At 42.0% G+C, this 24,411-nt stretch carries 20 protein-coding genes; 7 read left to right on the top strand and 13 right to left on the bottom strand.

What is annotated here, in order from left to right; all coding sequences use genetic code 11:
• Positions 1-83: 83 nt before the first annotated feature.
• Complete coding sequence (locus D0T51_RS00845) at positions 84-578, bottom strand: pyridoxamine 5'-phosphate oxidase family protein (RefSeq protein ID WP_163724617.1); 495 nt, start codon at positions 576-578, stop codon at positions 84-86.
• A gap of 474 nt (positions 579-1,052) precedes the next feature.
• Between D0T51_RS00845 and D0T51_RS00840 the strand changes: the two genes are divergently transcribed.
• The 6 genes from D0T51_RS00840 to D0T51_RS00815 all read left to right on the top strand — a co-directional run bounded on the left by D0T51_RS00840 (position 1,053) and on the right by D0T51_RS00815 (position 5,994).
• Positions 1,053-1,643, top strand: coding sequence for a DNA-binding protein (locus D0T51_RS00840; RefSeq protein ID WP_163723943.1), 591 nt, complete (start codon positions 1,053-1,055; stop codon positions 1,641-1,643).
• A 202-nt stretch (positions 1,644-1,845) separates the two neighbouring features.
• Positions 1,846-2,163, top strand: a complete 318-nt coding sequence (gene rplU / locus D0T51_RS00835) for a 50S ribosomal protein L21 (protein WP_163723941.1) — start codon at positions 1,846-1,848, stop codon at positions 2,161-2,163.
• Positions 2,164-2,185: 22 nt separating this feature from the next.
• Positions 2,186-2,446 (top strand): 50S ribosomal protein L27, encoded by a 261-nt coding sequence (rpmA, locus tag D0T51_RS00830; protein WP_163723938.1) that lies wholly within the window; start codon positions 2,186-2,188, stop codon positions 2,444-2,446.
• Between the two features lie 140 nt (positions 2,447-2,586).
• Positions 2,587-3,108: a C40 family peptidase gene (locus tag D0T51_RS00825; protein WP_163723936.1), complete on the top strand. Its 522-nt coding sequence runs from the start codon at positions 2,587-2,589 to the stop codon at positions 3,106-3,108.
• 247 nt (positions 3,109-3,355) lie between these two features.
• Complete coding sequence (gene serS / locus D0T51_RS00820; RefSeq protein ID WP_163723935.1) at positions 3,356-4,627, top strand: serine--tRNA ligase; 1,272 nt, start codon at positions 3,356-3,358, stop codon at positions 4,625-4,627.
• Between the two features lie 65 nt (positions 4,628-4,692).
• The gene (locus D0T51_RS00815; RefSeq protein ID WP_163723933.1) at positions 4,693-5,994 is read left to right on the top strand and encodes a DUF3472 domain-containing protein; all 1,302 of its coding nucleotides are present in this window, start codon (positions 4,693-4,695) and stop codon (positions 5,992-5,994) included.
• A gap of 74 nt (positions 5,995-6,068) precedes the next feature.
• On the opposite strand, the gene D0T51_RS00810 is transcribed toward D0T51_RS00815, so the two are convergent.
• The 3 genes from D0T51_RS00810 to D0T51_RS00800 form a co-directional block, all read right to left on the bottom strand.
• Positions 6,069-7,046: a dihydroorotate dehydrogenase-like protein gene (locus D0T51_RS00810; RefSeq protein ID WP_163723930.1), complete on the bottom strand. Its 978-nt coding sequence runs from the start codon at positions 7,044-7,046 to the stop codon at positions 6,069-6,071.
• 75 nt (positions 7,047-7,121) lie between these two features.
• A complete protein-coding gene (locus tag D0T51_RS00805) occupies positions 7,122-7,790 on the bottom strand; it encodes a YggS family pyridoxal phosphate-dependent enzyme (protein WP_163723928.1) in 669 nt (222 codons plus the stop codon).
• Between the two features lie 25 nt (positions 7,791-7,815).
• Complete coding sequence (locus D0T51_RS00800; protein ID WP_163723926.1) at positions 7,816-8,298, bottom strand: DUF4494 domain-containing protein; 483 nt, start codon at positions 8,296-8,298, stop codon at positions 7,816-7,818.
• A 389-nt stretch (positions 8,299-8,687) separates the two neighbouring features.
• On the opposite strand from D0T51_RS00800, the gene D0T51_RS00795 reads away from it, so the two are divergent.
• Positions 8,688-9,671 carry a hypothetical protein gene (locus tag D0T51_RS00795; RefSeq protein WP_163723924.1) on the top strand — a complete coding sequence of 328 codons (984 nt, stop codon included), beginning with the start codon at positions 8,688-8,690 and terminating at the stop codon, positions 9,669-9,671.
• 40 nt (positions 9,672-9,711) lie between these two features.
• Here D0T51_RS00795 and D0T51_RS00790 read toward each other — a convergent pair whose 3' ends face one another.
• The 9 genes from D0T51_RS00790 to D0T51_RS00750 all read right to left on the bottom strand — a co-directional run bounded on the left by D0T51_RS00790 (position 9,712) and on the right by D0T51_RS00750 (position 24,339).
• On the bottom strand, positions 9,712-11,022 hold the full coding sequence (locus D0T51_RS00790) for a Na+/H+ antiporter NhaC family protein (RefSeq protein WP_203583289.1): 1,311 nt from the start codon (positions 11,020-11,022) through the stop codon (positions 9,712-9,714).
• An 11-nt stretch (positions 11,023-11,033) separates the two neighbouring features.
• On the bottom strand, positions 11,034-13,616 hold the full coding sequence (locus tag D0T51_RS00785) for a DUF5686 and carboxypeptidase-like regulatory domain-containing protein (protein ID WP_163723922.1): 2,583 nt from the start codon (positions 13,614-13,616) through the stop codon (positions 11,034-11,036).
• Between the two features lie 128 nt (positions 13,617-13,744).
• Positions 13,745-14,527: a DUF1080 domain-containing protein gene (locus D0T51_RS00780; RefSeq protein ID WP_163723920.1), complete on the bottom strand. Its 783-nt coding sequence runs from the start codon at positions 14,525-14,527 to the stop codon at positions 13,745-13,747.
• Positions 14,528-14,560: 33 nt separating this feature from the next.
• Positions 14,561-15,421, bottom strand: coding sequence for a hypothetical protein (locus D0T51_RS00775; RefSeq protein WP_163723918.1), 861 nt, complete (start codon positions 15,419-15,421; stop codon positions 14,561-14,563).
• A 206-nt stretch (positions 15,422-15,627) separates the two neighbouring features.
• The gene (locus tag D0T51_RS00770) at positions 15,628-16,971 is read right to left on the bottom strand and encodes a sulfatase (RefSeq protein ID WP_163723916.1); all 1,344 of its coding nucleotides are present in this window, start codon (positions 16,969-16,971) and stop codon (positions 15,628-15,630) included.
• A 156-nt stretch (positions 16,972-17,127) separates the two neighbouring features.
• Positions 17,128-19,020, bottom strand: coding sequence for a RagB/SusD family nutrient uptake outer membrane protein (locus D0T51_RS00765; RefSeq protein ID WP_163723914.1), 1,893 nt, complete (start codon positions 19,018-19,020; stop codon positions 17,128-17,130).
• Positions 19,021-19,041: 21 nt separating this feature from the next.
• Positions 19,042-22,254, bottom strand: a complete 3,213-nt coding sequence (locus D0T51_RS00760; RefSeq protein ID WP_163723912.1) for a TonB-dependent receptor — start codon at positions 22,252-22,254, stop codon at positions 19,042-19,044.
• A 409-nt stretch (positions 22,255-22,663) separates the two neighbouring features.
• A complete protein-coding gene (locus D0T51_RS00755) occupies positions 22,664-23,662 on the bottom strand; it encodes a FecR family protein (protein WP_163723910.1) in 999 nt (332 codons plus the stop codon).
• A 101-nt stretch (positions 23,663-23,763) separates the two neighbouring features.
• Complete coding sequence (locus tag D0T51_RS00750) at positions 23,764-24,339, bottom strand: RNA polymerase sigma-70 factor (RefSeq protein ID WP_163723908.1); 576 nt, start codon at positions 24,337-24,339, stop codon at positions 23,764-23,766.
• Positions 24,340-24,411 lie beyond the last annotated feature (72 nt).

Below are 24,411 nucleotides of genomic sequence, written 5' to 3'. Positions count from 1 at the left end.
CAAAGAGAGGTAAAATCAGTGATAGTAAATACCCGGTTTTGAAAAGAGACTTTATGTATGTTCATATATCGAGGACACAACTATTACTTTATCTTTTTTGTCTTTCCGGATGCTTCTACTATATCAAGCCGTATAATATTTGTCCGGTAGAAGGATTTTTCGATATACTTTAATCCGATTTCTTTGTCGGCTGGCGAATATTTATCTAATATTAAGATTAATGCTTTTCGACGTTCTTCTTCGGAAAGGTTCATAACGACATTACCTCTGATAAGAATACTTTCATATGCAGTAGTAAACTTATGTGATATGACTTTCGTGTGACCAATCACGGAGAGAGAAACCTTGGGATTCTTTTTCAAGCATTCTAATTTGTATCCTTCGGGTGCACAATGGAAATAGATAGAATTATTACCATCCCATACATAGTTAAGCGGAATGCCATATCCACCTGTTTCTTTATCTGTATTTTCAATCATTGAAAGTACTCCATATTCGCCTGTACGCAATAAATAGATGGCTTCCTCTTCTGTTAACAAGCGTTCTTGCCGACGAACGGTTTCATTGTTATATTTCATATGTTTATACGTTGTATTGACTTCAACCGATTGAGGATATGTAGTCCATTGTTTTCTATCGGAAGAAACTTCTACCTCCCAGTTCGTATCGTTCCCTTTTTGGATGAACTGTAATTGTATGGCTGACAAATATACTATTTATTCTGTTTATTTCATGGCCACCTTGAGAATATTGGTTTTACACGAAATTGATTAGATTTTTACAGCAAACTGTTTCAATTTGTTTTTATAGAAAAAAACAGTACGTTTGCTCCAACTTTTTGCTCGAGGATATTATAGTATAGTGATATTGCCATAAAAAATAAGTTCTTTTTTTGCGCGTTTCCCGTAAAATACTTTATCTTTATGGGTATAATTTTAGTGTTGATAGCTATCGTCAGTACTAACGATAGCTATCATCAGTAGTAACGATAGTTATCATCAGTACTGACGATAGCTATCAACAGTAGAATATTCAATCAAAACACACAAACTATGAAAGTGAAATTTAAGATTTATGAGACTCCTCAGCCGGAGGATGCACAGCGCGAACATTTATCCCATGCGCGGGTACAATCAGTAGGAACGGTTCATCTATATGAGATGTGTGAAGAATTGCGTGATCTGGGTGTGAATTCCGCACAGATCAAGGCGGTATTAGATGCATCGGGGAAGTTTCTGTTCAAATGGCTGCAATTGGGCTATCATGTAGAGTTTGAAGAGATCGGTACCTTTTCGTTATCTCTGCGAAGCAAACCTTTTATGGATGAATCGGGCAAAAAGACGATGCGTGTCGAGGCCGACGGAGTGAATTTCCGATGCAATAAACGTTTGAAAGAGAAAGTGCGGGAAATAGAATTGTATAAGGTGAAACCAGATAAAAACATCACGCCCGGAGAAATCACCCGTAAGAAACGTTTACTTGCCTATCTGGAGAAAAAGGCTTTTATTAATATCGCGAAATATGCAGAGTTAAATAATTGTTCACGTTATATAAGCCAGAGAGACCTGCTTGCTTTTGTGGAAGAAAAATGGATTTCCGTTTCCGGTAAAGGAGCTCACAAGGTGTATATACTTGCCGAATAGTTTTTATATGGGGGCATCCAAAGGGATATGAACCGGGGGCTTTCTTCTTTATGGAGTGAGAATTTGCAATTTGCCTTGTAATTGTTTGGAAGTTAAATTGAAATGCTGTAATTTTGCACACTGATTTTCCGCAGAGGGTTGACAAGAGGAGTCGGAGACGGCGCCCACCCTCGGGACCTAACCTGTTTAAAGTAAAAGACAGATGTACGTAATCGTAGAAATTAACGGACAACAGTTCAAAGCAGAACAAGGAAAGAAAATGTTCGTGCACCACATTCAGAATGTAGAAAGTGGCGCTGTTGTTGAGTTTGACAAGGTATTGTTGGTTGACAACAATGGACAAGTAACAGTAGGACTTCCTACCGTTGAAGGAGCTAAAGTAGTATGTGAAGTACTTTCTCCGTTGGTGAAGGGTGATAAAGTGCTTATCTTCCACAAAAAGAGAAGAAAAGGATATCGTAAGTTGAACGGACACCGTCAACAGTTCACCGAAGTGAGTATTAAAGAAATTGTTGCTTAACGTTTAAAGAAGTAGTAAAGAAATGGCACATAAAAAAGGTGTTGGTAGTTCGAAGAACGGCCGTGAATCACATAGTAAAAGATTAGGTGTTAAGCTTTTTGGTGGTGAAGTAGCCAAAGCAGGTAACATACTTGTTCGCCAGAGAGGAACCGCTCATCATCCGGGTAAAAACGTAGGTATTGGTAAAGACCATACCTTGTATGCGTTGATCGACGGAGTAGTTACATTCTCTAAAGGAAAAGAAAACAGATCATTTGTATCTGTAAAAGAAATAGAAGCATAAAAAGAGCTTCTTTATATGAAAAAGCCGGATGTCTTTGACACCCGGCTTTTTTATTGGTTCACGGACATCTTATACACGAAAACATCCTCTCTTCTCCAAGAAGTCTTTTATCTTTGTTCGGAAAACAGATAAAATGCCGGATGAAATTACATAATATACTCTGCCTCTCTCTCTTTATTCTTTTATTAACAGCCTGCGGGAGTAAGAAACGCGTAGCTTTGCCTTCTGATTTTAAAGGGCCAAAGGAATTATCCCGTATATATGGCGTACGTATAACCTCCTCTGACAATATCTATTTATACAATGCAGGTGCCCAATGGCTGGGAACCCCTCACCGCTTAGGAGGAAATACCCGGAAAGGAGTCGATTGCTCCGGTTTGGTGGTCATCCTTTATAGACAGGTGTATGGAAAAAAACTTGCCCGGTCCTCGGCAGATATATGGAAACAGAACTGCCGGAAGGTGGGACGTGGCAAACTAAAAGAAGGGGATTTAGTCTTTTTCCGTACCGATGGCAAACGTACCAAGACCCCTAATCATGTCGGTATCTATCTGAAAAATGGTAGTTTCATTCATACCAGCACTTCCCGGGGAGTGACTGTAAGTAGCTTGAGCGAACCGTATTATACACGTACTTGGCTGATGGGCGGGAGGGTGCGTTAAGCTCGCTTAACGCAAATTGAAAATGGAGAATTGAAAATGGAGAATGGAGAATGGAGAGGGAAGTCTTAATAGGTGTGATAAATAAGAGAATGAGGAGAGGATTCTTTCTTGTGAAGGGGTGGCAAAAAAACACTTTTCAAATCTATTAATTGTCCATTGTCAACTGTCCATTGTCCATTAAAAAAGTTGGCTTCTGCCAACTTTTTCTATACCTTTGCTCCTCAAATTATTAACACAGACATATGGTATGTTGACGCTTAAAGTTATTACAGAGAATCGGGAAGAAGTGATTCGCCGATTGGCTAAGAAGCATTTTGATGCGACCGAGATTATCGCCAAGGTGATAGAATTAGATAAAGTGAGACGTAACAGTCAAACGGAACTGGATGCCAACCTGGCAGAATTGAATCAGATCTCCAAGTCGATCGGTCAGTTGATGAAAGAGGGAAAGAAAGAGCAGGCGGAGACAGCCCGTGCACAAGTGAATGCAATGAAAGAGCAGAACAAAGGCCTGGAAGAGGCTAAAATGACTGCTGAAAAAGAAATGACTGACTTATTGTGTCTGATACCCAATCTCCCCCATGAATCTGTTCCGCAAGGGAAAGTGGCAGAGGATAACATCATCGAAAAGACCGGAGGGGTGATACCCGTATTGGGACCGGATGCGTTACCGCACTGGGAATTGGCCAAGAAATATGATTTGATAGACTTTGAGCTGGGGGTCAAAATAACCGGAGCCGGTTTTCCTGTATATAAAGGATATGGCTGCCGTTTGCAGCGGGCGTTGATCAACTTTTTCCTGGACAATGCGCGTGAAGCCGGTTATCTGGAGATCCAACCGCCTTATGTGGTGAATGCGGATTCGGGATATGGAACAGGGCAATTACCCGATAAGGAAGGGCAGATGTATCATGCTACGGCGGATGATCTTTATTTGATCCCGACAGCGGAGGTGCCTGTGACCAATATCTACCGGGATGTGATTCTCAATGAATCTGATTTTCCGGTTAAGAATACGGCTTATTCAGCCTGTTTCCGTCGCGAAGCCGGTTCTTATGGAAAGGATGTACGTGGTCTGAACCGTTTGCACCAATTTGATAAAGTAGAAATTGTACGCATTGATAAACCGGAACATTCTTATCAATCTTTGCAGGAGATGGTTGATTATGTGCAGTCTTTGGTAGATAAATTGGAATTGCCCTGGCGTATTCTCCGCTTATGTGGAGGGGATATGAGTTTTACCTCTGCATTGACCTTCGACTTTGAAGTTTATTCGGTTGCGCAAGACCGTTGGCTGGAGGTAAGTTCGGTGTCAAACTTCGAGAGTTATCAGGCAAATCGCTTGAAATGTCGTTATCGAGATGAAAATAAGAAGACACAGCTTTGTCATACACTCAATGGCAGTGCCCTGGCTTTGCCTCGTATTGTGGCAGCGTTGTTGGAAAACAACCAGACAGCGGAAGGTATCCGCATACCGAAAGCCTTGGTTCCGTATACCGGATTTGACATGATAAAGTAAAAAGGAAAAAACGGAAGAGAATAGACGAGATAAATATGTCTCATTTTATTAATAATAATTATACTATGAAATCGATTCAAAAAATGTTTTGGGCAAGTATGCTCCTGATCCTTTTTGGTTGTCAGGAGAGTAGAATGGAACTGCCGGTAGAAGCGGTAGAAGTTCCTATTCTGGGAAACACCTATGTGACGGCCGGAAAAGAAGGAGCGAAATTAGCCTCCCGGGGAACGGAAGGTATCACGTCGTGGACAAGTACGGAGGCTGTATTGTCGACCTGGTTTAAAGTGACAAACCCGGGTGAGTTGCTTCTTTTCATGGAAGCAAAAGCAGGAACAGGAGCTTCAACTATTCAGGTAAGAGTGAATGAGAAATCGTTCGATGTGAAAGTGGAAAATGCAGAAAATACGGTGTATCCGATAGGACGTGTTACGTTGGCAAAAGCTGGATATGTGCGTGTGGATATGCAGGGAATAAAGAAAGAAGGAGAACAATTCGCTATCGTTTCTAAATTCTTACTGGGAGGCGAAGCGGCTGTAGAACCTCTTTATTTTGTACGTAACTTCGAGGCTTATTGGGGATTGCGTGGCCCTTCGGTGCATATGGAATATACTTTGCCGGAAGACAATGTGGAATATTTCTATAACGAGATAATGGTTCCGGAGGGAGAAGATAAGATCGGTAGTTATTTTATGACCAACGGTTTTGGAGAGGGGTATTGCGGAATCCAGGCGAATAGTGAGACGGAACGTCGCGTACTCTTTTCCGTATGGAGCCCGTTTTCTACAGATAATCCGAAAGATATCCCCGAAGACCAGCGTATTCGTACCCTGGCGCGTGGGGAAGATGTGCATATCGGTGAATTCGGTAATGAAGGATCGGGTGGTCAAAGCTATTTGAAGTACCCCTGGAAAGCCGGAGAAACCTATAAAGTGATTACACGTGTACGTCCGGATGGAAAAGGAAATACGGAATATTATGCCTGGTTTTATGCCACAGACGAAAACAGATGGAGACTTATCGCCGGCTTTTTGCGTCCGCAAACGGATACATGGTATAAGAGAGCGCATTCTTTCCTGGAAAATTTCATTCCGCAACAAGGCTACCTGGAAAGAAAAGTTTTCTTTAAAAATCAATGGGTGAGAACAGCTAAGGGAGACTGGATTGAGTTGATAGAAGGAACTTTTACCCATGATGCAACTGCCCGTGCAGAAGTACGTATGGACTATGCCGGTGGGGTAGAGGATGGTGCTTTCTTCCTGAAAAACGGAGGTTTCTTTAATGAGAATACAACCTATAAAAGCCTGTTTACCCGTCCTGCACAAGGAGCAAAACCGGAAGTGGATTTATCGACCTTGCCTCTTCAATAAGAAAAGACATTTTTCAGAATAAAAAAAGGGTTGTTCCCGTATGGGAACAACCCTTTTTTTATCTTTTTATCGGCTTAGTCTCTGTTTGAAAAATACTTCATGAATTGCGCCCGCTCATACATCGCCGGGTTGGAGATGTTCGCGTAGTTCAATATGCCCCGGAATTGGGATATGGATTGGTAATTGGATTGTCCCATCCATTCCTCCAGTCCAGCAAGTATCTGTGGGATGATTTCTACTCCATGCGTATACAGAGAGCTGCATAATTGCACGGTAGAAGCACCGGCTAATAAACATTTTATGACATCTTCCCAATCCTGCACACCGGTAGAGGAGGAGATAGGGATGCCCGGTACTTTGCCGGAAACAATAGCTGTCCAGCGAATGGTATCACTCAAATCCGAATGATTGCTAAAGACATTACCCGATACGATTTGTTTGTTGATGATGTCAATATCCGGCTGATAGAAACGATTGAACAATACCACGCCATCCGCTCCGTTCACTTTCAGTAAATCCACTACGGCTGGTATGTTGTTGAAATATTTTCCGATTTTAACTATAACCGGAATAGATACCGTTTCTTTTACCTTGCGGATAATCTGAATATACAGGTTACGCATCTCTTCCTGTTTGTCGGAAAGATCGGTTTCTATATGGAAAATATTCAATTCCAGGGCATCGGCACCTGCCAATTCAATCTGACGGGCAAAATCAATCCATGCATCCACTTTGTAACAGTTTATGCTGGCGATAATAGGAATGGTGCAAATTGCTTTGGTCGCTTTGATAAGCTCCAGGTAATCGTTCACCTGATTGGCTTTCACATATTGATGGATATAGTCGGATGCTTCCGGGGAATCGGATGTTTGTAATAGGGAGTTCCCTTGCATTTCAATCTGTTCTTCAAAAAGAGATTTCAGTACAATGGCACCTGCTCCTGCCTTTTCAAACTCTTTATTCCGCTCCGGTTTTATTGTTAAACCGGAACTACCGACAAGGATCGGATTGCGGAGCGTCAGTCCGGCGTATGATGTTTTAATGTCTATCATGTTTCGATTTTATTAAGTTAAAAAACAAAGATAAGTTTTTATTCAATGGAAGCAATATTTAAAATGGTTAACGTTTTAATATGTACGTTCTCCAAAGATATAAGTTCCTACCCGGATCATCGTACTGCCTTCCTGGATAGCGATTGGGTAATCATGGCTCATCCCCATTGAAAGTTCTTTGAAATCAGGCACATCCTTGAAGAAGGTCTCTTTCAGTTCATGAAAGAGACTGTATAATTGATGAAACTCTGTTTGTATAAGGGAGGTATCATCCGTATCTGTGGCCATGCACATCAAACCGACAATGCGTATGTTCGGATAATCGGAAAGGCTGATATCTTCTATTAATTTTTTGCAGTCGGAAGGTGTCAGTCCATGTTTGGTCTCTTCCTGCGCCAGGTGTATCTCTAAGAATACGCGGATGGTGCGTTCCTGCTTGGCAGCCTGTCTGTTGACTTCCTGTAAAAGCTTCAATGAATCGATGCTGTGTATGGTATGGATATACGGAGCAATCTCTTTGACTTTATTACTCTGCAGGGTTCCGATAAAATGCCATTCGATGTCTTTGGGTAGAGCTGCTTGTTTGGTTTTCAATTCTTGCGCCCGGCTTTCTCCGAATATCCGTTGGCCTGCCAGATAAGCTTCCCATACGGCTTGGGGAGGATGAAATTTGGATACTGCAATAAGCGTCACTTCTTTGGGAAGCGACGCTTTTAGATTTTTAATATTTTCAAAAATACTCATTGTCGGATAAATAAGAACTACAGGTTTATTGTTTTTCTTCTGCAAGCAGTTCCTCTTCTGATTTAACGGTAGGAACACGTGTTGCATTGAAAGCAAAAACATCTATGATCTGTGTTTCGGTAACAGAGGCAATGACATAATCCGCCATTGTGCCTTTCATGCCTTCTTCCAATACAGCAATGGCTTCTTTCAAAGTACTTGCCTGGGCTAACATTTGTGCTGCTGTTTTCTTTTCAGCACCGCTTTTTTCGTCCAGGGTGATGAACTGAACCTTTATTCGGTAAAAGCGATCTCCGTTTTCATTGAAGAATAATTCAGATAAGCGGGCGCGCTTAATATCCGTCACCGTAAATTCGCCGGTAATAAAAGGACGAATCTCTTCAATAATACGTGCTTCCGCTTCTGTAAATGACAGGGCATCTACTAGGTAAGGCTCTGTTACTTTTTTCTGCATCCCATTTTCCAACATCTTGTCGTAAGAGACCTTGCATTCAAACCAATTGTGCATATTTTCTATTTATTAATTATTTGTTGTCATATATTTTGACCTGAAAAATATCCGGATAGCTTTACTTTTAGTGATTCATATCGTTTGTAAAGCCTACCCGGAAAACGCAGACAAATATACAATAAATTTCGTACAACTTGTATCGCATCCCTACCATTACGAAAGCAAACCATAACGGGAGATAGCCCTATGCTGTCTTTCTTCTCGTTTTTTGTTATCTGATAATTATTCTGTTTTCATTTATTCACTATATTTGTAGAATATAGGATGCGGTTCGGTAATTCTCTATGGGGGAAAAAACATAGAGGATTCCGCTCACCTTTCCCTATTATGTGTTAATCAAACAAGAGAACTGTGTATCTATATTAACCAATCTCTAGCGTATAAATATGAATAAGGATTTGTTGCATGAAAATGTTTTGCAGGCTATAAAAGAAAGAATGCCGAATAAAATGAATTTAGCCAATCGGTTAGTTGACCTATTATGTATTGAAAAAGAAGCAGTATACCGCCGTTTACGTGGAGAAGTAGCTTTTACTTTTTCCGAAATTGCTTTAATATCCAATGAATTTGGTATATCCCTGGATAATATCATCTCTTCTTCACTCTCTCTGAAGAGTAAACCTTTTCAGTTGAAAGCTATTGATTATTTGCAGCCTGAAGAAATGGATTATGCCATGATGGAGCAGTATCTGGGTATAATGAAGGCAGGCAGAATGGATCCCCGGTCCGAGATTGTGGATTGTACGAATACATTGCCTCTTTATTTTTATCATGGACATAAGTATTTGGAGCGTTTACAATTATTCAAATCTTTATACCAATCAGGAAGAACCAATACGGTAAAGAGTTTTGAAGAGATTCATCTGACCAAAAGGCTGGAACAGTATCAGAAAGAAGATGTCATTGAAATTAAATATATAAAAAATGCATATTATATATTTGATCCGTTCATCTTTCAATATTTAGTGAATGATGTCATTTACTTTAGAAGTATAAACCTGATATCTGAAGAAGATATGGAGAATATGAAGAACGATCTGCTTCATTTATTGAGTGAGATGGAACAACTGGCAATCTCGGGCTTCGATAAAGATACAGGGAATAGGATTTATATGTATGTAGCGAGCATCAATTTTGATGTGAGTTGTTGGTATATAGATATTAACAATTATCATATCAGTATGCTGAAAGCTTTTGTCCTGAACAATTTTACCTCTTTGGACGAAGATTCCTTCCTCATTTTAAAGAAAAGAATTGAAGCACTGCTTCGTTCCTCTACCATGATATCCGTCAGTGGGGAAAGGCAACGAATTGCTTTTTTTGAAAAACAACGGGAGATTGTAAATACACTGAATGTGTTATCTGCTTAAGAGCTGTTAGCCTAAAGGCTGTACTGTTTCTTAGTTTGAGTCAACTGTATCGGCGGGGATACCGGAAAAGAATGGCCAATAATCCCCCTATTCCCAATAAGTAAGGGTAGTAGAGATATTGCATGATCTCTATCGGAGACAGATTACCCAATCCGGCAGCCATGAGTAACTGGGCACCGTAAGGGATAATCCCTTGTACAAAACAGGAGTAGATATCAAGAATACTTGCACTTCTGCGTGGATCTACGTGGAATCTGTCTATAATGTCTTTGGCGATAGGGCCGGACATGATAAGTGCTATCGTATTATTGGCCGTACATAGATTGGCAAAACCCACAAGTCCGGCAATACTCATCTCAGCCCCTTTGGAGGAGCGAATATGAGAAGTTAACTTCAAAATGATCCAATCAATCCCTCCATTGTAGCGGATCATTTCCAACATACCGCCAGCCAGGAGGGTGACAATGATTAATTCACCCATATGGGTTATTCCGTTCCCCATAGCCATATTCCAGCCCCATATATCCAAACTATTCGTCATCAATCCCACAATACCGGACAATAGGATGCCGATAAAAAGGACGACCATGACATGTATGCCACAGACAGCAGTAATCAATACGACCAGGTAAGGCAGCACTTTGATCCATTCAATCGTTTCCGGTATATAGGTATTCTCTGCACCTTGTCCGACGAATAGATAGATTATACCTGTTACGATAGCAACGGGCAGGGCTATGCGTACGTTTACCTTGAATTTATCGGACATATTACATCCCTGTGTACGGGTGGCCACAATGGTGGTATCGGAGATGAAGGAGAGGTTGTCGCCGAACATAGCACCACTCACCACGACACCGAGCATCAAAGCTTCCGGCATACCCGCTTTGGCAGCAATACCCACAGCAACAGGTGCTAAAGCGACAATGGTACCCACGGAAGTACCTACAGAGATGGATATAAAACAAGAGGCCACAAAGATGCCGACAGCCAATAGGTTGCCGGGCAGGAAAGACATGGCCAGGTTTACTGTTGCTTCTACTGCTCCCATCTGCATGGCTGTCTGGGCAAAAGCACCGGCGAGGATAAAGATTAATACCATTAACATGATATTGCTGTTGGCTGCTCCCCGGCAGTATTGTTCAATCCGGTTGGCTAGTTTTCCTCCTTTGGATATAGAGATGGCTACTGTTGAGGCTATGAAGAAAGCGACGGTAATAGGCATTTTGTAAAAATCACCGGCAAGAATAGATACCACAAGATACGTCAATAGAAATACAGCCAACGGAAGCAAAGCCCATACATTGGCTGTATGTTGAATATATTTATCTTCTGTTTGTCTTGTTTTCAAAGTCCTCTAGATTAGAATGAAAAGCGCAGGGCGATCCGGACTCCTCCTTTTTTGATGTTCGGCTCATTTAAATAAGTGAGACGGCGGTAGTAGTCAATGCGTAAAATCTTAAATATGTTCTCCAGCCCAATACTAGCTTCTATATAAGGAGTATCTCCCAATGGACGGGTGCCATCCGGTAATTTGAACATGCCGGTAGGGTTTATTTCCGGATTGTTTTTATCCGTTAATCCGCCATATACTCCGCTTACAGAAATGACTTCCCGCAATTTAAACCATTTGATAAGAGGTACCCTGTTCAATATCCATCCTTTCAGGTAGTAGGTGAAATAGAAAGAGGCATATTGATCGGTCACAAACTCCAATGCCCGCATCATAGCAAATGTCTCCGGCTGGATAGTGATCGACTGGTTGGTGTTGGGAAGGATCAATAAAGGGAAAGGCACCTGATCCCATACTTTGCCGGCCTTTACATTCAAGTCGATATGTCCGAAAGAAGATAACCATATCCGCTTCTCCGCACTTACCTCCGTATGGTTGTAGTGAAAGTCTCCTCCCAGCACCCCCTTCAACCCTATTTGATGGGAGATTTTAAAGATAGGAGCATCTTTGGAGAGATTTATAGGCGACTCTTTGCCAAACCGGCTGTTGTAGGCCCGCTCACCCGGGGCAAAGCGTAATTGCAACCCCAGTTCGGAGGTGGTATAGTCTTTTATATGAAAAAGAGAGCCGTCTTCCATGTATTTATTATACTGCAGGGTACCGGCAGCCTCATTGTTTTCATTGCGCAACCATCCTTTGAGGGAAAGGCCGTTCAACCATTCTTTGTCGTATTGCAGCATTGTTTTACGAATATACTGCATTTGGGTGACCGGCTCGCCCACTTTCCAGGCCACGAACATATTGTCTTTGCTGGTAAACAAAAAGTCTTGTCCGGGCGTATACACATCATATTCCTGTATAAGCGAAAGATTATTTACCGGGCTTTCTTTTTCGTGATATTCTTTTTTCGTAAAGCTATATGTGAGCTGGGCATTGTATTTCAGTTTCCGGTCATTTAATCCATAAGCCATATAACCACTGGCGAACCACTGGGGGTGAAGGTTGGCAGTCGTCATACCTCCTATACGGAAACGAAAGCCTTCCAATTTATTCGTACTGAATGTCGTATTCATCGGCCCTATGTCGAACTGGCTTTCTTTTTTATCCGGTTTGGTAGGGATATATCCGGTAATTAAAATCTCAACCATCTTGATAATTGCATTGAATGCCGGTACTTTGCGGAATTCCGTCAACAAGTCGTTCAACGCACTCTCCTTTTCCCGCAAGGGGATATGCCTGTTGTTTACCCAAAAGGTATCGGCTTGATGATTGGCTTCGGCCAGTATATGTTTGGCTCCCAATAATCCGAAGATAGAGTCTGCCTGGGGATGAAAATTATATTTGTCAAAGTTCCTGACCTGGTGCGCATATAACTGTTGCGCACCTTTGATAAGGTAAAAATTGATATACGTATTTTCTGTGTTTAATACCCATGTATCATCCGGCGCCCGTTTAAACTCCTGCTCGATACGCAGTTGATCCACCCAGTTCAGGTTGATATGACGCGGGGTATTCAATAAGCATTTTTTGACAGAGTAGTTTCCATCCAGTGTAATATATAATCTTCCGGTAAATCCATAACTCTGACTGTTGACAGGTACAAAAGCCAGGTCAATGCATTCATCTCCAGACACCTTCAGGGTATCCATTATGTAATATTTATAATAGGAGGTAGCCAGGGAGGAGGAGAGAGGACTGACAAAGCGGTTCAGAAGAATATTGATGTTATTATCAAATATATTCACTCCTTTGAATATCTCTTCCAGGTTGGCCGAAAGAGTACCGCTGTCATCCAGGGTTTGGTCTATTCCCTGCTGTTGTTTGGCTTTGACGATTGTTTTCTCCGTTTTCGGACTTTTTTTGTAATAATAATCAGCCAATGTTTCCCGGACAGAGAGTGTAAGGATGGGCTTACCGTTAAATTCGGAAGTATCTACATAGTTTTTGACAAACTTTAATTTCTTCATAATCCCCTTATCCAGATTGGGGTTGAAGTTGTCTAAAGAGAGTGTCAGTTTCTCGTATATTTCTGTTTGATATTGATCTTTTGATTCAATACGGTTGTCGTTCTTATGGTCAATCACTTTTTGAATCAATTCGACCGCCGGATTGTTTTTACGGCTATATTTTTCTTTTAACGGATTAATGGTAACTTCAGAAATGTTAAAAGAGGAAGGTTGCAATAAAATGTCCGGAAAATCATTTTTGCTTCCGGCTTTCAATTCCAGTATTTTTGTTTCGTATCCCAGCGTACTTATCACCAACCGGGTGAAGTCTTTGTCATTTTGTATCTTGAAAGCCCCCTGGTCGTCAGTCATGACACCGATCGTTGATTTTTCAAACAAAACCGAGGCATACGCTAAAGGTTCTCCGGAGAGAGAATCTTTCACAATACCTGATACAGAAGTAACCGATTGAGCATGCGTGAAAGTGAAGCCGACCACAATTTGCAGCCAAATGAAAATACCTATATTACACCATACCTTACCCATAAATCTCCCATTTTTCCGTCCGGATTTACAGCGTGCAAAGGTATGTTTTTTCATGTAAGGAGAAAGACAGGGCGTATTAATAATCATTAATCCGCAAAAAGTTCGTCTTTCTCCTCAATGGATTTTATTTATTTATATTGATGGCTCAAATCGACTAATTCGACTTTGCGGAAATCCACCGGATGTCCTTCCGACTGAAGGGAGATACGTCCTTCTTTCAATGGGCCTGGAGCAACATTGGGGGCAGGGCTTACGTTGCCACCTCCCACTGTAATATGTGTATATGTCATGATGGTGTCTCCTTCGATCACATGGTGTACTATGCTGTCGCCTAATACGATCATATCCATCGTAACCCATTGATCTCCATGGTATGTTTTAGACGTAGAGGAGGCACAATGGCCGGTGTATGGTACTCCTTCGATATAGACCTCTGTTCCCGGTGTACATAGGTTCCCGGTCGAACGTTCGTTTTCACCGTCACCTCCCAGCATTTGTGCTTCAATGGATACCGGAAAGTCCTGATCCAGGTGCATGGTATGGGGATCTTGGGAATGCAACATGGCTCCACTGTTGCGGATAGCCCATCCCGGTCCACCGGTGACCTGTTCTCCGACAAAGCGATACTCGACCCGCAGTTTGTAGTGCGAATAAGATTTATCGGTATAGATATGGCCAAAACGTTCGTTGAATGTATCGTAAGCATCGTAGCGTACTTTCATCAATCCGTCTTCCACACGAAAGGTGTTGCCGAAGTTCTCACCTGCCGGATAGCCGGTGATTTTCACAGTCCATCCTTCCAGATTCTCTCCGTTAAAGAGGGATATCCACTTTTCTTCCTCTGCCTTTTGTTGTTTGTTACATGCAGAAAAACAACATACGAACGATAAAATAATGAGTAATGTTTTCATATTAGATGATTTTTAAGGTTACCAATTGAATCTTTAAAAACAGCGGATATAAGCCAAAGAATAGGTATCGTACAACCGGTCTTTCATGCCCCGGTTATACCGGAAAGAGAGGATATTCTTTTTGATCTCATACCGTAGGTTGTTGCGCCATATCATCGGCCTGTCTCCATTGTTTTCGTATCCATGAAAGCCGGAAATATCCGTGGATAACGTGACGTTTCGGTAGGTGCCGGTAAGCCCTCCTCCATACGAAATGGCATCATTCTGCCGGTGCACCCTGTCGTTTGTCATCCAGCAATAAAAGCCCATCATGGCTTGCGCCCGCAAAGAGAAATGTTTGTCTTTACTTACAAACAGATTTTTTCCCAGGGTCATATCAAACCAATAGGAAGCAGCATCTGTATGCCGGGCATCACATAAACGTCCGCCACTGGCTGTCTTTAGGTTGATACTCACCATGGCGTCCACCCATTTCTCACTGCGCAAGAGTTGAAAAAAGGAGGTTACCACAATATCACCATTATATGAAATAGGACTTTCTGTTTCTATTGCGTTGCGTTCGTCCCGTGTTTCCGGCGTCATTTTATAGTCTTCTTTAAACACAAAACTAACTTCTACGCCGGCTCTGCCTTTGACGAAGGGGAGAAGTACTCTTCCGTATATATCTTTTGTTTTGTCGCCTGTGTAATAATGGTATTCACCTCTGACTTCTGCTTCTATGCGAGAACCGACCAGGCCGGAGCGTAGTTCCGGTATGGGAAAAGCATTGGGGCCGAAGTAGCGGGGAGAATACACGAGCAAGTCCGTTTTGTCCCGCCAGTCTGCCCATACGACAGAGGAAAAACTGAATAAACAAAGGCCAATGATACACAAAAAGCGACTGATAAGATTCATGATTTATTTCTTTGAGTCACAAAAGTATATAATTTGGATTGATTTTCATTGCATTTGCTTTAACGAATCTTTCCCAAGAGAGTTGTGCCCAGGAAATAAAATTTGGCGGGAAATAAAATTGCTGATATATATCGGCACAATTGCCGACATATATCAGCAATTGTGTCGACGAATATCAGCAATTTTGCCGACGATTGTCGGCAATTTTATTTCCAACTACCGGTTGTCTCTACTTCTTTCTTTTTCTCCTCCAATAACAGAGTCAGTTCCCGGACGATTTCAGGGTGTTTGTCTGCCAGGTCATATTTCTCGGAAGGATCAGTGTATATATTAAATAACAGAGGTAGTTTGCCGTTGTAGTAGTCGATGTTTAGTTGACTGTACGTTTTGACATGCAGTTTCCATTCTCCTTTCCGGACTGCCATCAACTGGTGGTTGATGCCGAAATAGAAGAAAGGAGTATCTTCTTCTTTTGTAGGCATTTGAGTATATCCCAGATAGGAAGCAATGTTTTCACCGTCTATCGCCCGATCGTCGGGTACTGTACCTCCTCCCATGTAAACGGAAGTGACAAAGATATCCATAGAAGTTACTATGGCTTCATTTATTTGTGGAGCGAGACGGCCAGGCCAGCTCACAAAGCAAGGGACACGCATACCGCCTTCCCAGGTGCTTCCTTTGCCATCGCGGAAAAGTCCGGCGGATCCTCCTTTTTCGTTTTGGATGACCCAGGGACCATTGTCGCTGGCGAACCATACAATCGTGTTCTTTTCTACACCGGCTTCACGCAATGTCTCCAGTATCTGTCCTACACCCCAGTCGATCTCTTCGACGGCATCGCCATACAGTCCCCGTTTGGATTTTCCCAAGAATGCTTTCCCAGGATACAGAGGGGTGTGCGGCATGGAGTAGGGGACATACAGAAAGAAGGGCTTTTCTTTGTTCTCCCGGATAAAAGAGGTCGCTTTTTCAGTAAACATCTCTGTCAGAAAAGATTGATCGGGATTCAATTCCAACGTGTCATTGCCACACATCAGTGCGATGTCCTGGTATTTGGGAGGAAGCATATCGTTGCTATACGGAAAACCAACCCATTCATCGAACCCGTTCTGCAAAGGCAGGTATTCTTTCTTTGTACTGCCCAAATGCCATTTGCCGAACATCGCTGTTGCATAGCCCTTTTCTTTTAATGCTTCAGCCAAGGTTACCTCTTGGGGATGAATACCTTGTTCGGAGTCGGGATTCAACACCCAACGGAAACCGGCACGCGGCGGATAACGACCTGTCAACAAGGCATATCGGCTGGCTGTTGATGCCGGGGAGGCGCTGTAGTAATTGGTGAAACGGATTCCGTTTGTTGCCATCCGGTCCAGATTCGGTGTTTTGATATCCGGATGTCCGGTGATACCTATATCTCCATACCCCAGATCATCGCAATAGATAATCACGATATTGGGTGTTACTGTCTCTTTTTTCTCCTTTTCGGCTGCAAACAGGCAGGATACGGCCGTAGTCGATAGGAGAGTTGTGTATACATATTTATTCTTCATAATTCTTTGTCTGAAAAAGTAAAAAGATACAGGGAGGAGAGGGGATAAACCCTCTTTATTCCTCCCTTGTATCTTTGTTCATCGTATTTTAGTCTAATAAAGGTGTATTCGAATTAGTCATTGATACGTGACTCGGCATACATGTTGATTATGTTGTTATTCTCCGTTTGTCCCACGGTAATCTTTCCATCCCGGATTTTGTTCCAGGTTGGGATTTAGTACCTGTTCTTTGATGGGGATTGGCTCCAGATAATATTTATCTAACCAGCCTGCCGGTTCTCCAAAGTATACTACATTTCCTTCGGCAACGTCTTTTCCTTCTTTTGAACCATTGACCAATGTCAGTTTGTTACCGTAGTCGGCATTCTTTACACGTACACCAAGGGCACGTTTGTCGACATAGTTTCCTTTTTTCCAACGTTTGAGGTCATCGAAACGGAATCCGTCTCCCATCAATTCAACGCGACGTTCGCGACGGATTTCCCAAAGCACAGGGTCGATCGTCTGATCGCGTGCCGGATCAAAATCGGCAGTGATTTCACTGACCTTCATCGCAGGCATGGCGGCACGGGTACGTAGTTTGTTGATCGTAAGGTCGGCAACTCCCTGGTTGAATTTACCAAGTTCGAACATTACCTCTGCATAATTCAACATAATCTCACCTATACGGTATATCGGATAATTCTGTGTCGATGCTCTTAAATCCATTCCATCTTCGTGGCGGTTGTAATACTTCCAGTAGTAATAACCCAGTTCACCGACAATAAAGCCTTGTCCATTGGGGAATCCGCGGAAGTGCGGACTGGCATGGGTCATATATCCGGCAAAGTTACGTACAGGCAGATATTTCCCATTCTCCTTCGTGATGGTTTTCATCAGATCGATATATTCCCGGTTTAGGGGATCGTCGGTATATTCCCATTGGTCATCTCTGACGGAAGTACCGGCAGGACCGGTGATCTTAATCTTATAAGGAGGCATAACCGTATAATAAAGACGACGGTCACGGTTACGAAATTCCGTGTTCATATTCTCGTCTCCTTCATACACCGTACTGCTGCCAATAGGCTTACCATCCGTACATAGATAACTCTCTACCGCATCCTTCGTCAGGTCGTAATACCAGGCGGAAGTACGGATCACACGACCGATACTGTGAGCACCATCGGCTACCATTTTCGAATACTTACGTGCCAGGATCACTCCGCTGGAAGCTCCTACCGGAAGGTCTTCCGAATTGTAGAGATCATCATAACTAGACAATACATTCGGGAAAGCGTCGATCAGCTTTTTCGACATTGTCTCACAGGTGTTCAGATAGGTTTCTGCGTTTGATAAGCCATGATATTTACGCCATGTGCCTTCAAACAATGTGAAGCGTGAGAGTAAAGCACGTACCACATGTACGTTCACCGTGTTATTTCCGTCTCCGGCTTCTTTGATGTTCGCTTCGGCATAAAGCAGGTCGTCCAAGATGTTTTTAGCCACTTCATCCCGACTGCTTCTTGCTCCAAAGTAAACATCGGTATCACTGTCGCCTATAACCTTGTCTATCCATATTACGCCTCCATAGTTGCGAAGCAGACTGTAATATTCCATCGAACGGAAAAAGAGTCCGACACTGCGCCAGTGCTTTTTCTCTGTTTCCGACATCTGGGCACCATCTATATTCTGCAACATGATATTGGCACGCCGGATATAGGTGTACGGATCGCTATAACTGGAACTGGTTGACACCTCCGCTTTTGTCTGGTATTTATAGGGAGAGAATTGTCCCGATTGGGATTTATTGAAATTGTCGGAATGAATCTCTGTTTCGTTATGAGGGGTGGTATATGTACCACTATTACCTCCTGTGTAAAATCCTCCAAATCTACCATAGAATCCCCATGAATAGGTAAGGAAGTTATCATACGTCACAAAAGCAGTCTCTTCGGTTAATTTATCCAACGGATATTTGACTAAGAAATCATCCGAGCATCCTCCTAAAAACAGGGTGGTAAAGCAGATGATTACCAATGTGGATAGTTTATTTTTTCTATTTTTCATCTTTATATTGTTTTTAAGATTTTACAATGAGAAACTGAATCCGACTGAGTAGGAACGCATCAATGGATATCCTAAACCACTGCCTCCTCCTGAAAGCGTTGGGTCTAATCCTTCCGGCATATGATTGAATATAAATGGATTTTCTACTGTTCCATAGACACGGATATTGTCTAATCCTATTTTACTTACCAGTGTACGCGGCAATGTGTAAGAAAGGGATAGGTTTTTCACGTGCAGGTAAGCACCATTTATCAGGTATTTATCCGAACGGCTGAAGTTTGACGCGTAGTTACCGTCACGTGATCCTGTCGGATACAAGCGGGGGTACTCCGGATTCGTATTGGTCGGTGTCCAGTAATTCAGTTGGTGAGCATATATAGTTCCATATTCGTATTGGAAAGGCTGGGTCAGGTAGTTGCTTAACCACATATCTCGTTTTCCTACTCCCTGCATGATGAAAGAGAAGGCGATATTATTCCAGGAGAGTCCTCCATGAATACCATATTGAAGCTTTAAAGAGCTGTTACCAATGATCTTTTGGTCGCCCGGATCTTCCGTTGTCATGGCTCCGGTAGTGATCATACCATCACCGTCATGATCGACAAACAGGACATCACCCGGTTTAGGTGTTCTTCCTCTTACATAAGCGATTCCTTCTTTCAGTTTTCCATCGACGAAATCGTTTTCCTGATAGAAGCGGTCGAAGGTGTATCCCCATATTTCACCCACTTTCATACCTTCCCGGTAACGTTTGGCATCCTGAGCACTGTTTTGTTGGTAGAACAGACCTGTCTCGTTACTATATTTAGTGATTTTGGAATTATAGTTATACAGGTTGACCCCAATATGATAACGTACTTTACCAATCTGATCGTTCCATTTGAATTCCAATTCAAAACCTTTGGAGCTCAGGTTGGCTACGTTTTGTTTGGGTGCGCTTGCTCCAACAACAGCCGGTAGTTCAATAGCATCAGTCAACATATCACGGGTATTCCGTTGATATAAGTCAACGTTTGCCTGGAAGCGATTGCGTAACAGGCTGATATCAAATCCCAGGTTGTAGCTTTCTACGGTTTCCCATGTGAAGTTGTCGGATACTAATCCGGGAGCTCCCAGCGTGTTTGGACGCGTGCCGTCAGCGATCCATACGGCTTTTGAACCTCCCATGCTCGGGTTAAACTGATAAGCGCTTACATTCTGGTTACCGATTGTACTGTAAGAGGCTCTGACTTTGAATTCAGGAACATAATCTAAGAATGATTCCATAAAAGGCTCCTGCATTATTCTCCAGGCAACGGATACGGAAGGGAAGAATCCCCAGCGGTGTCCGGAAGGGAATTTGGAAGATCCGTCATAACGGCCGTTTAGTTCCAATAAGTACCTATTGTTGTAGTCGTAATTGATACGACCGAAATAACCTCTCAGACTATATTGTGTGTAACCGTCTGTGATAGGATCCCATTCCTGTGCCAGGTTGAATGAAGGCATTTGGTTGCTGATAAAATCTTTACCAGTGCTTGTTACCCATTCGTAATCATATACTTCCTGATTGAATCCTAATAATCCGGTCAGGTTATGTTTGTTGAATTCACGGGTATACGAACCATAAATGTTCCATACGGAAAGCATTGTTTTGTATTCTGTCTTCGACAAAGAGGGTATGGAATTATGTGTCTCCGCTTCGTATTTGGGAGGATTGGTGACACGTATTGTCTTACTATGATTTTTTTGTGTGCGACGCAGGTCATCGTACGTGTATTCGGCATTCAACACAAGTCCCTCCAACGGATTCGCAATCAATTTACCTGTAATACGACTCTGATTGCGGGCATTCACATTCTTTCCTCCCAGTTTCGCCTGATTAGCCGGGCTACCTGCCGGAACAAGTTCTCCGTTGATATCCAGATCTACCATTTCCACATACGATGGATAAGCAACAGCCCATTGATAATCGGCTCTGTTAGGTGTAGTGTTCTCTGATTTTATATAGCTGACATCCACCTGTCCGGTTAACCAATTCGTAAGTTTGGCATTCGTGTAGCTACGGAAGTTATACCGCTCGAAACGGTCTTTGTTAGAGGCCATTACCCCATCCTGGTTTGTATAACCGAAAGAAATACGGTAAGAATGGCTTTTTGAACCGCCACTGGCAGTGATATCATGTTTTTGTTCAAATCCTGTACCGAAGAAATCTCCCAATATATCCGACTCCCTTAAAGAGTAACGCGTACCTTGTTCATTGATAACATATCCGTTGGGATACATAGACGGATTGCTGTTATACGTAGTAAGGTATCCCATCCATTCGTCTACGTTATGCCCGGTGTAAACGGAAGACAATCCCATGTCTTTGAATGCTTGCATAGCATCCATCGGACTGGCTTTTACCGGTAGTTCGAAGGGGTTGGTGAAGGTGAAGTTGTTGCGGTAGTCTAATTGGAATTTCTGTTCCAAAGAGGCTCCTTTTGTTGTGATAAGGATTACCCCGAAAGTGGAACGGGAACCGTAAATTGCTGCGGCACCCCCGTCTTTCAATACGGTGATTGACTCGATATCGTCCGGGTTAATCAATTCTATAGCTCCGGCATAAGGAACGTTATCGACTACGATCAGCGGAGAACCCCCATTGATACTGGTCTCACCGCGGATATTAAAGGAGTATCCCGATCCGGGCTGACCGGAAGAAACTGTAGCCTGAAGACCGGGTATGGTTCCCTGAAGAATATTACCGGCGGTAGTTATCGGGCGGTCTCCCAATATCTCACCAACTTTGACCGCACTGACCGAACCGGTTAGGTTCGCTTTTTTCTGCTTGGCAAAACCGACAACGACAACTTCGTCTACCAGTTGTGTGTCTTCTTCCATGATAATATGGATCTGGTTTCTTCCATTTACGGAAATAACCTGTGATTTATATCCTATATAAGAAATCTCAAGCGTGGCATTTGCCGGCACGACAAGTTGATAATTCCCATCGATATCGGTAATCACCCCTTGGCTCGTTCCTTTCAGACTGACGCTGGCACCCGGTATAGGTTCTCCGGTATTGTCTGTAATTGTACCACTTACTCTATTATCCTGTTGATTATTCATAGGGGCATTCAACAGGTTTTTTGCCTTGGGAATTAAAATTACTTTTTTATTTTCAATCACATATTGGCAGTTGGGCAACATACGGGTAAGGATGGATTCCAGATTTTCGTTTTTTGCATGAATACTAACCAATTGATTCATGTCTATCTCATCGTCGTTATAGAAAAAGGAAAATTCTGTTTGAGATTCAATTTCCTTTAAGGCCGATTTGAGAGTCGATTGTTTGAGGTTTAAATTTAGCCTGGTGCTTTGCGCATAGGTATTTGCGGCGACCTGTACTAAAAATAGGGTTGAGAGTAAAAGTACTAGTTTCGTAATGCGTAGCTTTTTTTCTTTAAGGAAAAGATGTAAAAGCCATTTGCCATTAACTTTATTCATAACGATCTTAAATTTAGGTTTATAATAATCCATGTCCACCAGGGGAAGATGGATGTTTGTTGAGAAAATCGGCATATTGTTTGGAGGATATGCCTTTCCGGTGTGTTTTTCTTTTTCCTTTTTTTCAATTCATAGGCGCTTCAAATTAGTATTCATATTTATACGATCTCTTCTAAAGAGTTGATTTTTGGATGTATAATGTCTCTCCTCTCCATTCATGCTTGATGGGAAGGATCATTTTTATCGCACTCAGGATCTCCTCAATCGATTCATCCCGTATCATAAAAGTTACATGGGTTTGTTGGGCAAATACCGGATCACAAAGAATGTCGATGCCATACCATTCTTCCATCTGAACGATGACATCGGATAACTTACGTTTGTCAAAAGCCAATCTCTTCTCAATCCAGGCAATATAATTCAGACCATTGACAGAGTCAATCTGAGATGTATCAGACGATTTCATCAGAGAATAACGCTGGTTAGGATATAATTCCGTAAGGTTTTTCTTCTCTTCTCCGACAAATACCTTTCCTTTTAACAGTATTGTTTCTACGGCCTGTCTGTTCGAATAGTTTTGTACAACGAAAGAGGTTCCGGTCACTTGCACGGATAGATCGTCTGTTATAACATAGAATGGAGCTTTAGGATTGGCAGATACCTCGAAATAGGCTTCTCCTTCCAGTTTTACCCGGCGAACAGACGAGCTGAAATTTTCCGGATATTCCAAAGTGGTGTTTTTATTTAGCCATACGACAGTGCTGTCCGGTAATATAAATCGCCCTTTGCTGTTTACAGAGGTGATCAATCGGTTGATAATAACTTCTGTCTCCTCTTGGGGGAGGTCTGTTTTCAGAAAGAAAAGATAATTTAATCCCAAAGCGAGGATAAACATCGCTGTCATACGTAAGAATGGGAGTAAGAATGCTTTTTTAGAAATTTTCTTTTTCGTTGTATCGGAGAGTATTCTTTTCTGAAAAAGCTTTAAGGCTTTTTCTGTCTTTGTATCTGTTGCCAGAGAAACATGCGTGTGGATCCACAGATCACGTATCTCCTGAAATTCTTTTTGGTTCTCCTTTGAATGATTAAGCCATTTAAGAAAATACTCTTTCTCTTCTTTAGTGGCTGTCCCATCCAAGTAGTGTAACAGGATGATTTGGATATCTATCATTTGTTTCGTTTTAGATTTACATATTGCTTCTATAAGCTATAACAAACCCTTAAACAAAAACCCTACCTTCTCTTTGTGTATTTTTTATGAAAAGGGATAATTTAATAAAAGAAGAGGTATAAGAGTAGAAGTATTCCCTTTCCCTTCAGTTCTTTTCTTAATGTTGCTATTGCTTTGGTTATTTGTTTTTCAACAGCTTTAACAGAAATGCCCAGTTGTTCGGCTATTTCTTTATTTTTTAGTTCATTTTGGCGGCTTAAAAGGAAAACCTGTTTGCATTGAGGGGGGAATTGGTTGATAATGGCTTGTATTTCTTTATCTAACTCTTCCATCATCAGCCAGTATTCTCCGTTTTTTTCTTGGGAAATAAGAAAGAAGGAAAGATCGTCTTTCTCTTCTAATTGATCCAATGAGGTTTGTTTGGATACAGATACACTATTCAAATGGTTCAATGCACGATGATAAACTGATTTGAATAGATACGTTTTAATTGCCAGGTTGAAGTCTAGTATTTCTCTTTTATTCCACAGTTCAAAAAATACATCCTGAACAATGTTTTCGGCAGTTGCTGTGTCATTGACAAAACGAAAAGCATACGCGCAAAGTGTCCGATAGTATTTTCTAAAGAGAAATTCTACTTGCAGGGTGTCTGAGTGTATGGTGTTTTTGTTTTTCATTCTGTTTTTTACTCTGAACGAGATTCGGGTAATTCAATACCGATTATCATTGTATGGGATTCCCTTTATGTG

Origin of the sequence: Parabacteroides sp. 52 (assembly GCF_010500925.1) — a bacterium.
Classification (GTDB): domain Bacteria; phylum Bacteroidota; class Bacteroidia; order Bacteroidales; family Tannerellaceae; genus QVMG01.
The sequence above is the reverse complement of the archived record's forward strand: the minus strand, read 5'-3'. Positions and strand labels throughout refer to the sequence as shown.

Bases quoted from the DNA above. Each gene is read 5' to 3' on its own strand.
- D0T51_RS00840 (WP_163723943.1), top strand. From the start codon at position 1,053: ATGAAAGTGAAATTTAAGATTTATGAGACTCCTCAGCCGGAGGATGCA.
- D0T51_RS00775 (WP_163723918.1), bottom strand. From the start codon at position 15,421: ATGAATCTTATCAGTCGCTTTTTGTGTATCATTGGCCTTTGTTTATTC.
- D0T51_RS00845 (WP_163724617.1), bottom strand. From the start codon at position 578: ATGAAATATAACAATGAAACCGTTCGTCGGCAAGAACGCTTGTTAACA.
- D0T51_RS00795 (WP_163723924.1), top strand. From the start codon at position 8,688: ATGAATAAGGATTTGTTGCATGAAAATGTTTTGCAGGCTATAAAAGAA.
- D0T51_RS00770 (WP_163723916.1), bottom strand. From the start codon at position 16,971: ATGAAGAATAAATATGTATACACAACTCTCCTATCGACTACGGCCGTA.
- D0T51_RS00755 (WP_163723910.1), bottom strand. From the start codon at position 23,662: ATGATAGATATCCAAATCATCCTGTTACACTACTTGGATGGGACAGCC.
- D0T51_RS00825 (WP_163723936.1), top strand. From the start codon at position 2,587: ATGAAATTACATAATATACTCTGCCTCTCTCTCTTTATTCTTTTATTA.
- serS (WP_163723935.1), top strand. From the start codon at position 3,356: ATGTTGACGCTTAAAGTTATTACAGAGAATCGGGAAGAAGTGATTCGC.
- D0T51_RS00815 (WP_163723933.1), top strand. From the start codon at position 4,693: ATGAAATCGATTCAAAAAATGTTTTGGGCAAGTATGCTCCTGATCCTT.
- D0T51_RS00780 (WP_163723920.1), bottom strand. From the start codon at position 14,527: ATGAAAACATTACTCATTATTTTATCGTTCGTATGTTGTTTTTCTGCA.
- D0T51_RS00760 (WP_163723912.1), bottom strand. From the start codon at position 22,254: ATGAATCAATTGGTTAGTATTCATGCAAAAAACGAAAATCTGGAATCC.
- D0T51_RS00800 (WP_163723926.1), bottom strand. From the start codon at position 8,298: ATGCACAATTGGTTTGAATGCAAGGTCTCTTACGACAAGATGTTGGAA.
- D0T51_RS00765 (WP_163723914.1), bottom strand. From the start codon at position 19,020: ATGAAAAATAGAAAAAATAAACTATCCACATTGGTAATCATCTGCTTT.
- rpmA (WP_163723938.1), top strand. From the start codon at position 2,186: ATGGCACATAAAAAAGGTGTTGGTAGTTCGAAGAACGGCCGTGAATCA.
- D0T51_RS00785 (WP_163723922.1), bottom strand. From the start codon at position 13,616: ATGGGTAAGGTATGGTGTAATATAGGTATTTTCATTTGGCTGCAAATT.
- rplU (WP_163723941.1), top strand. From the start codon at position 1,846: ATGTACGTAATCGTAGAAATTAACGGACAACAGTTCAAAGCAGAACAA.
- D0T51_RS00750 (WP_163723908.1), bottom strand. From the start codon at position 24,339: ATGAAAAACAAAAACACCATACACTCAGACACCCTGCAAGTAGAATTT.
- D0T51_RS00805 (WP_163723928.1), bottom strand. From the start codon at position 7,790: ATGAGTATTTTTGAAAATATTAAAAATCTAAAAGCGTCGCTTCCCAAA.
- D0T51_RS00810 (WP_163723930.1), bottom strand. From the start codon at position 7,046: ATGATAGACATTAAAACATCATACGCCGGACTGACGCTCCGCAATCCG.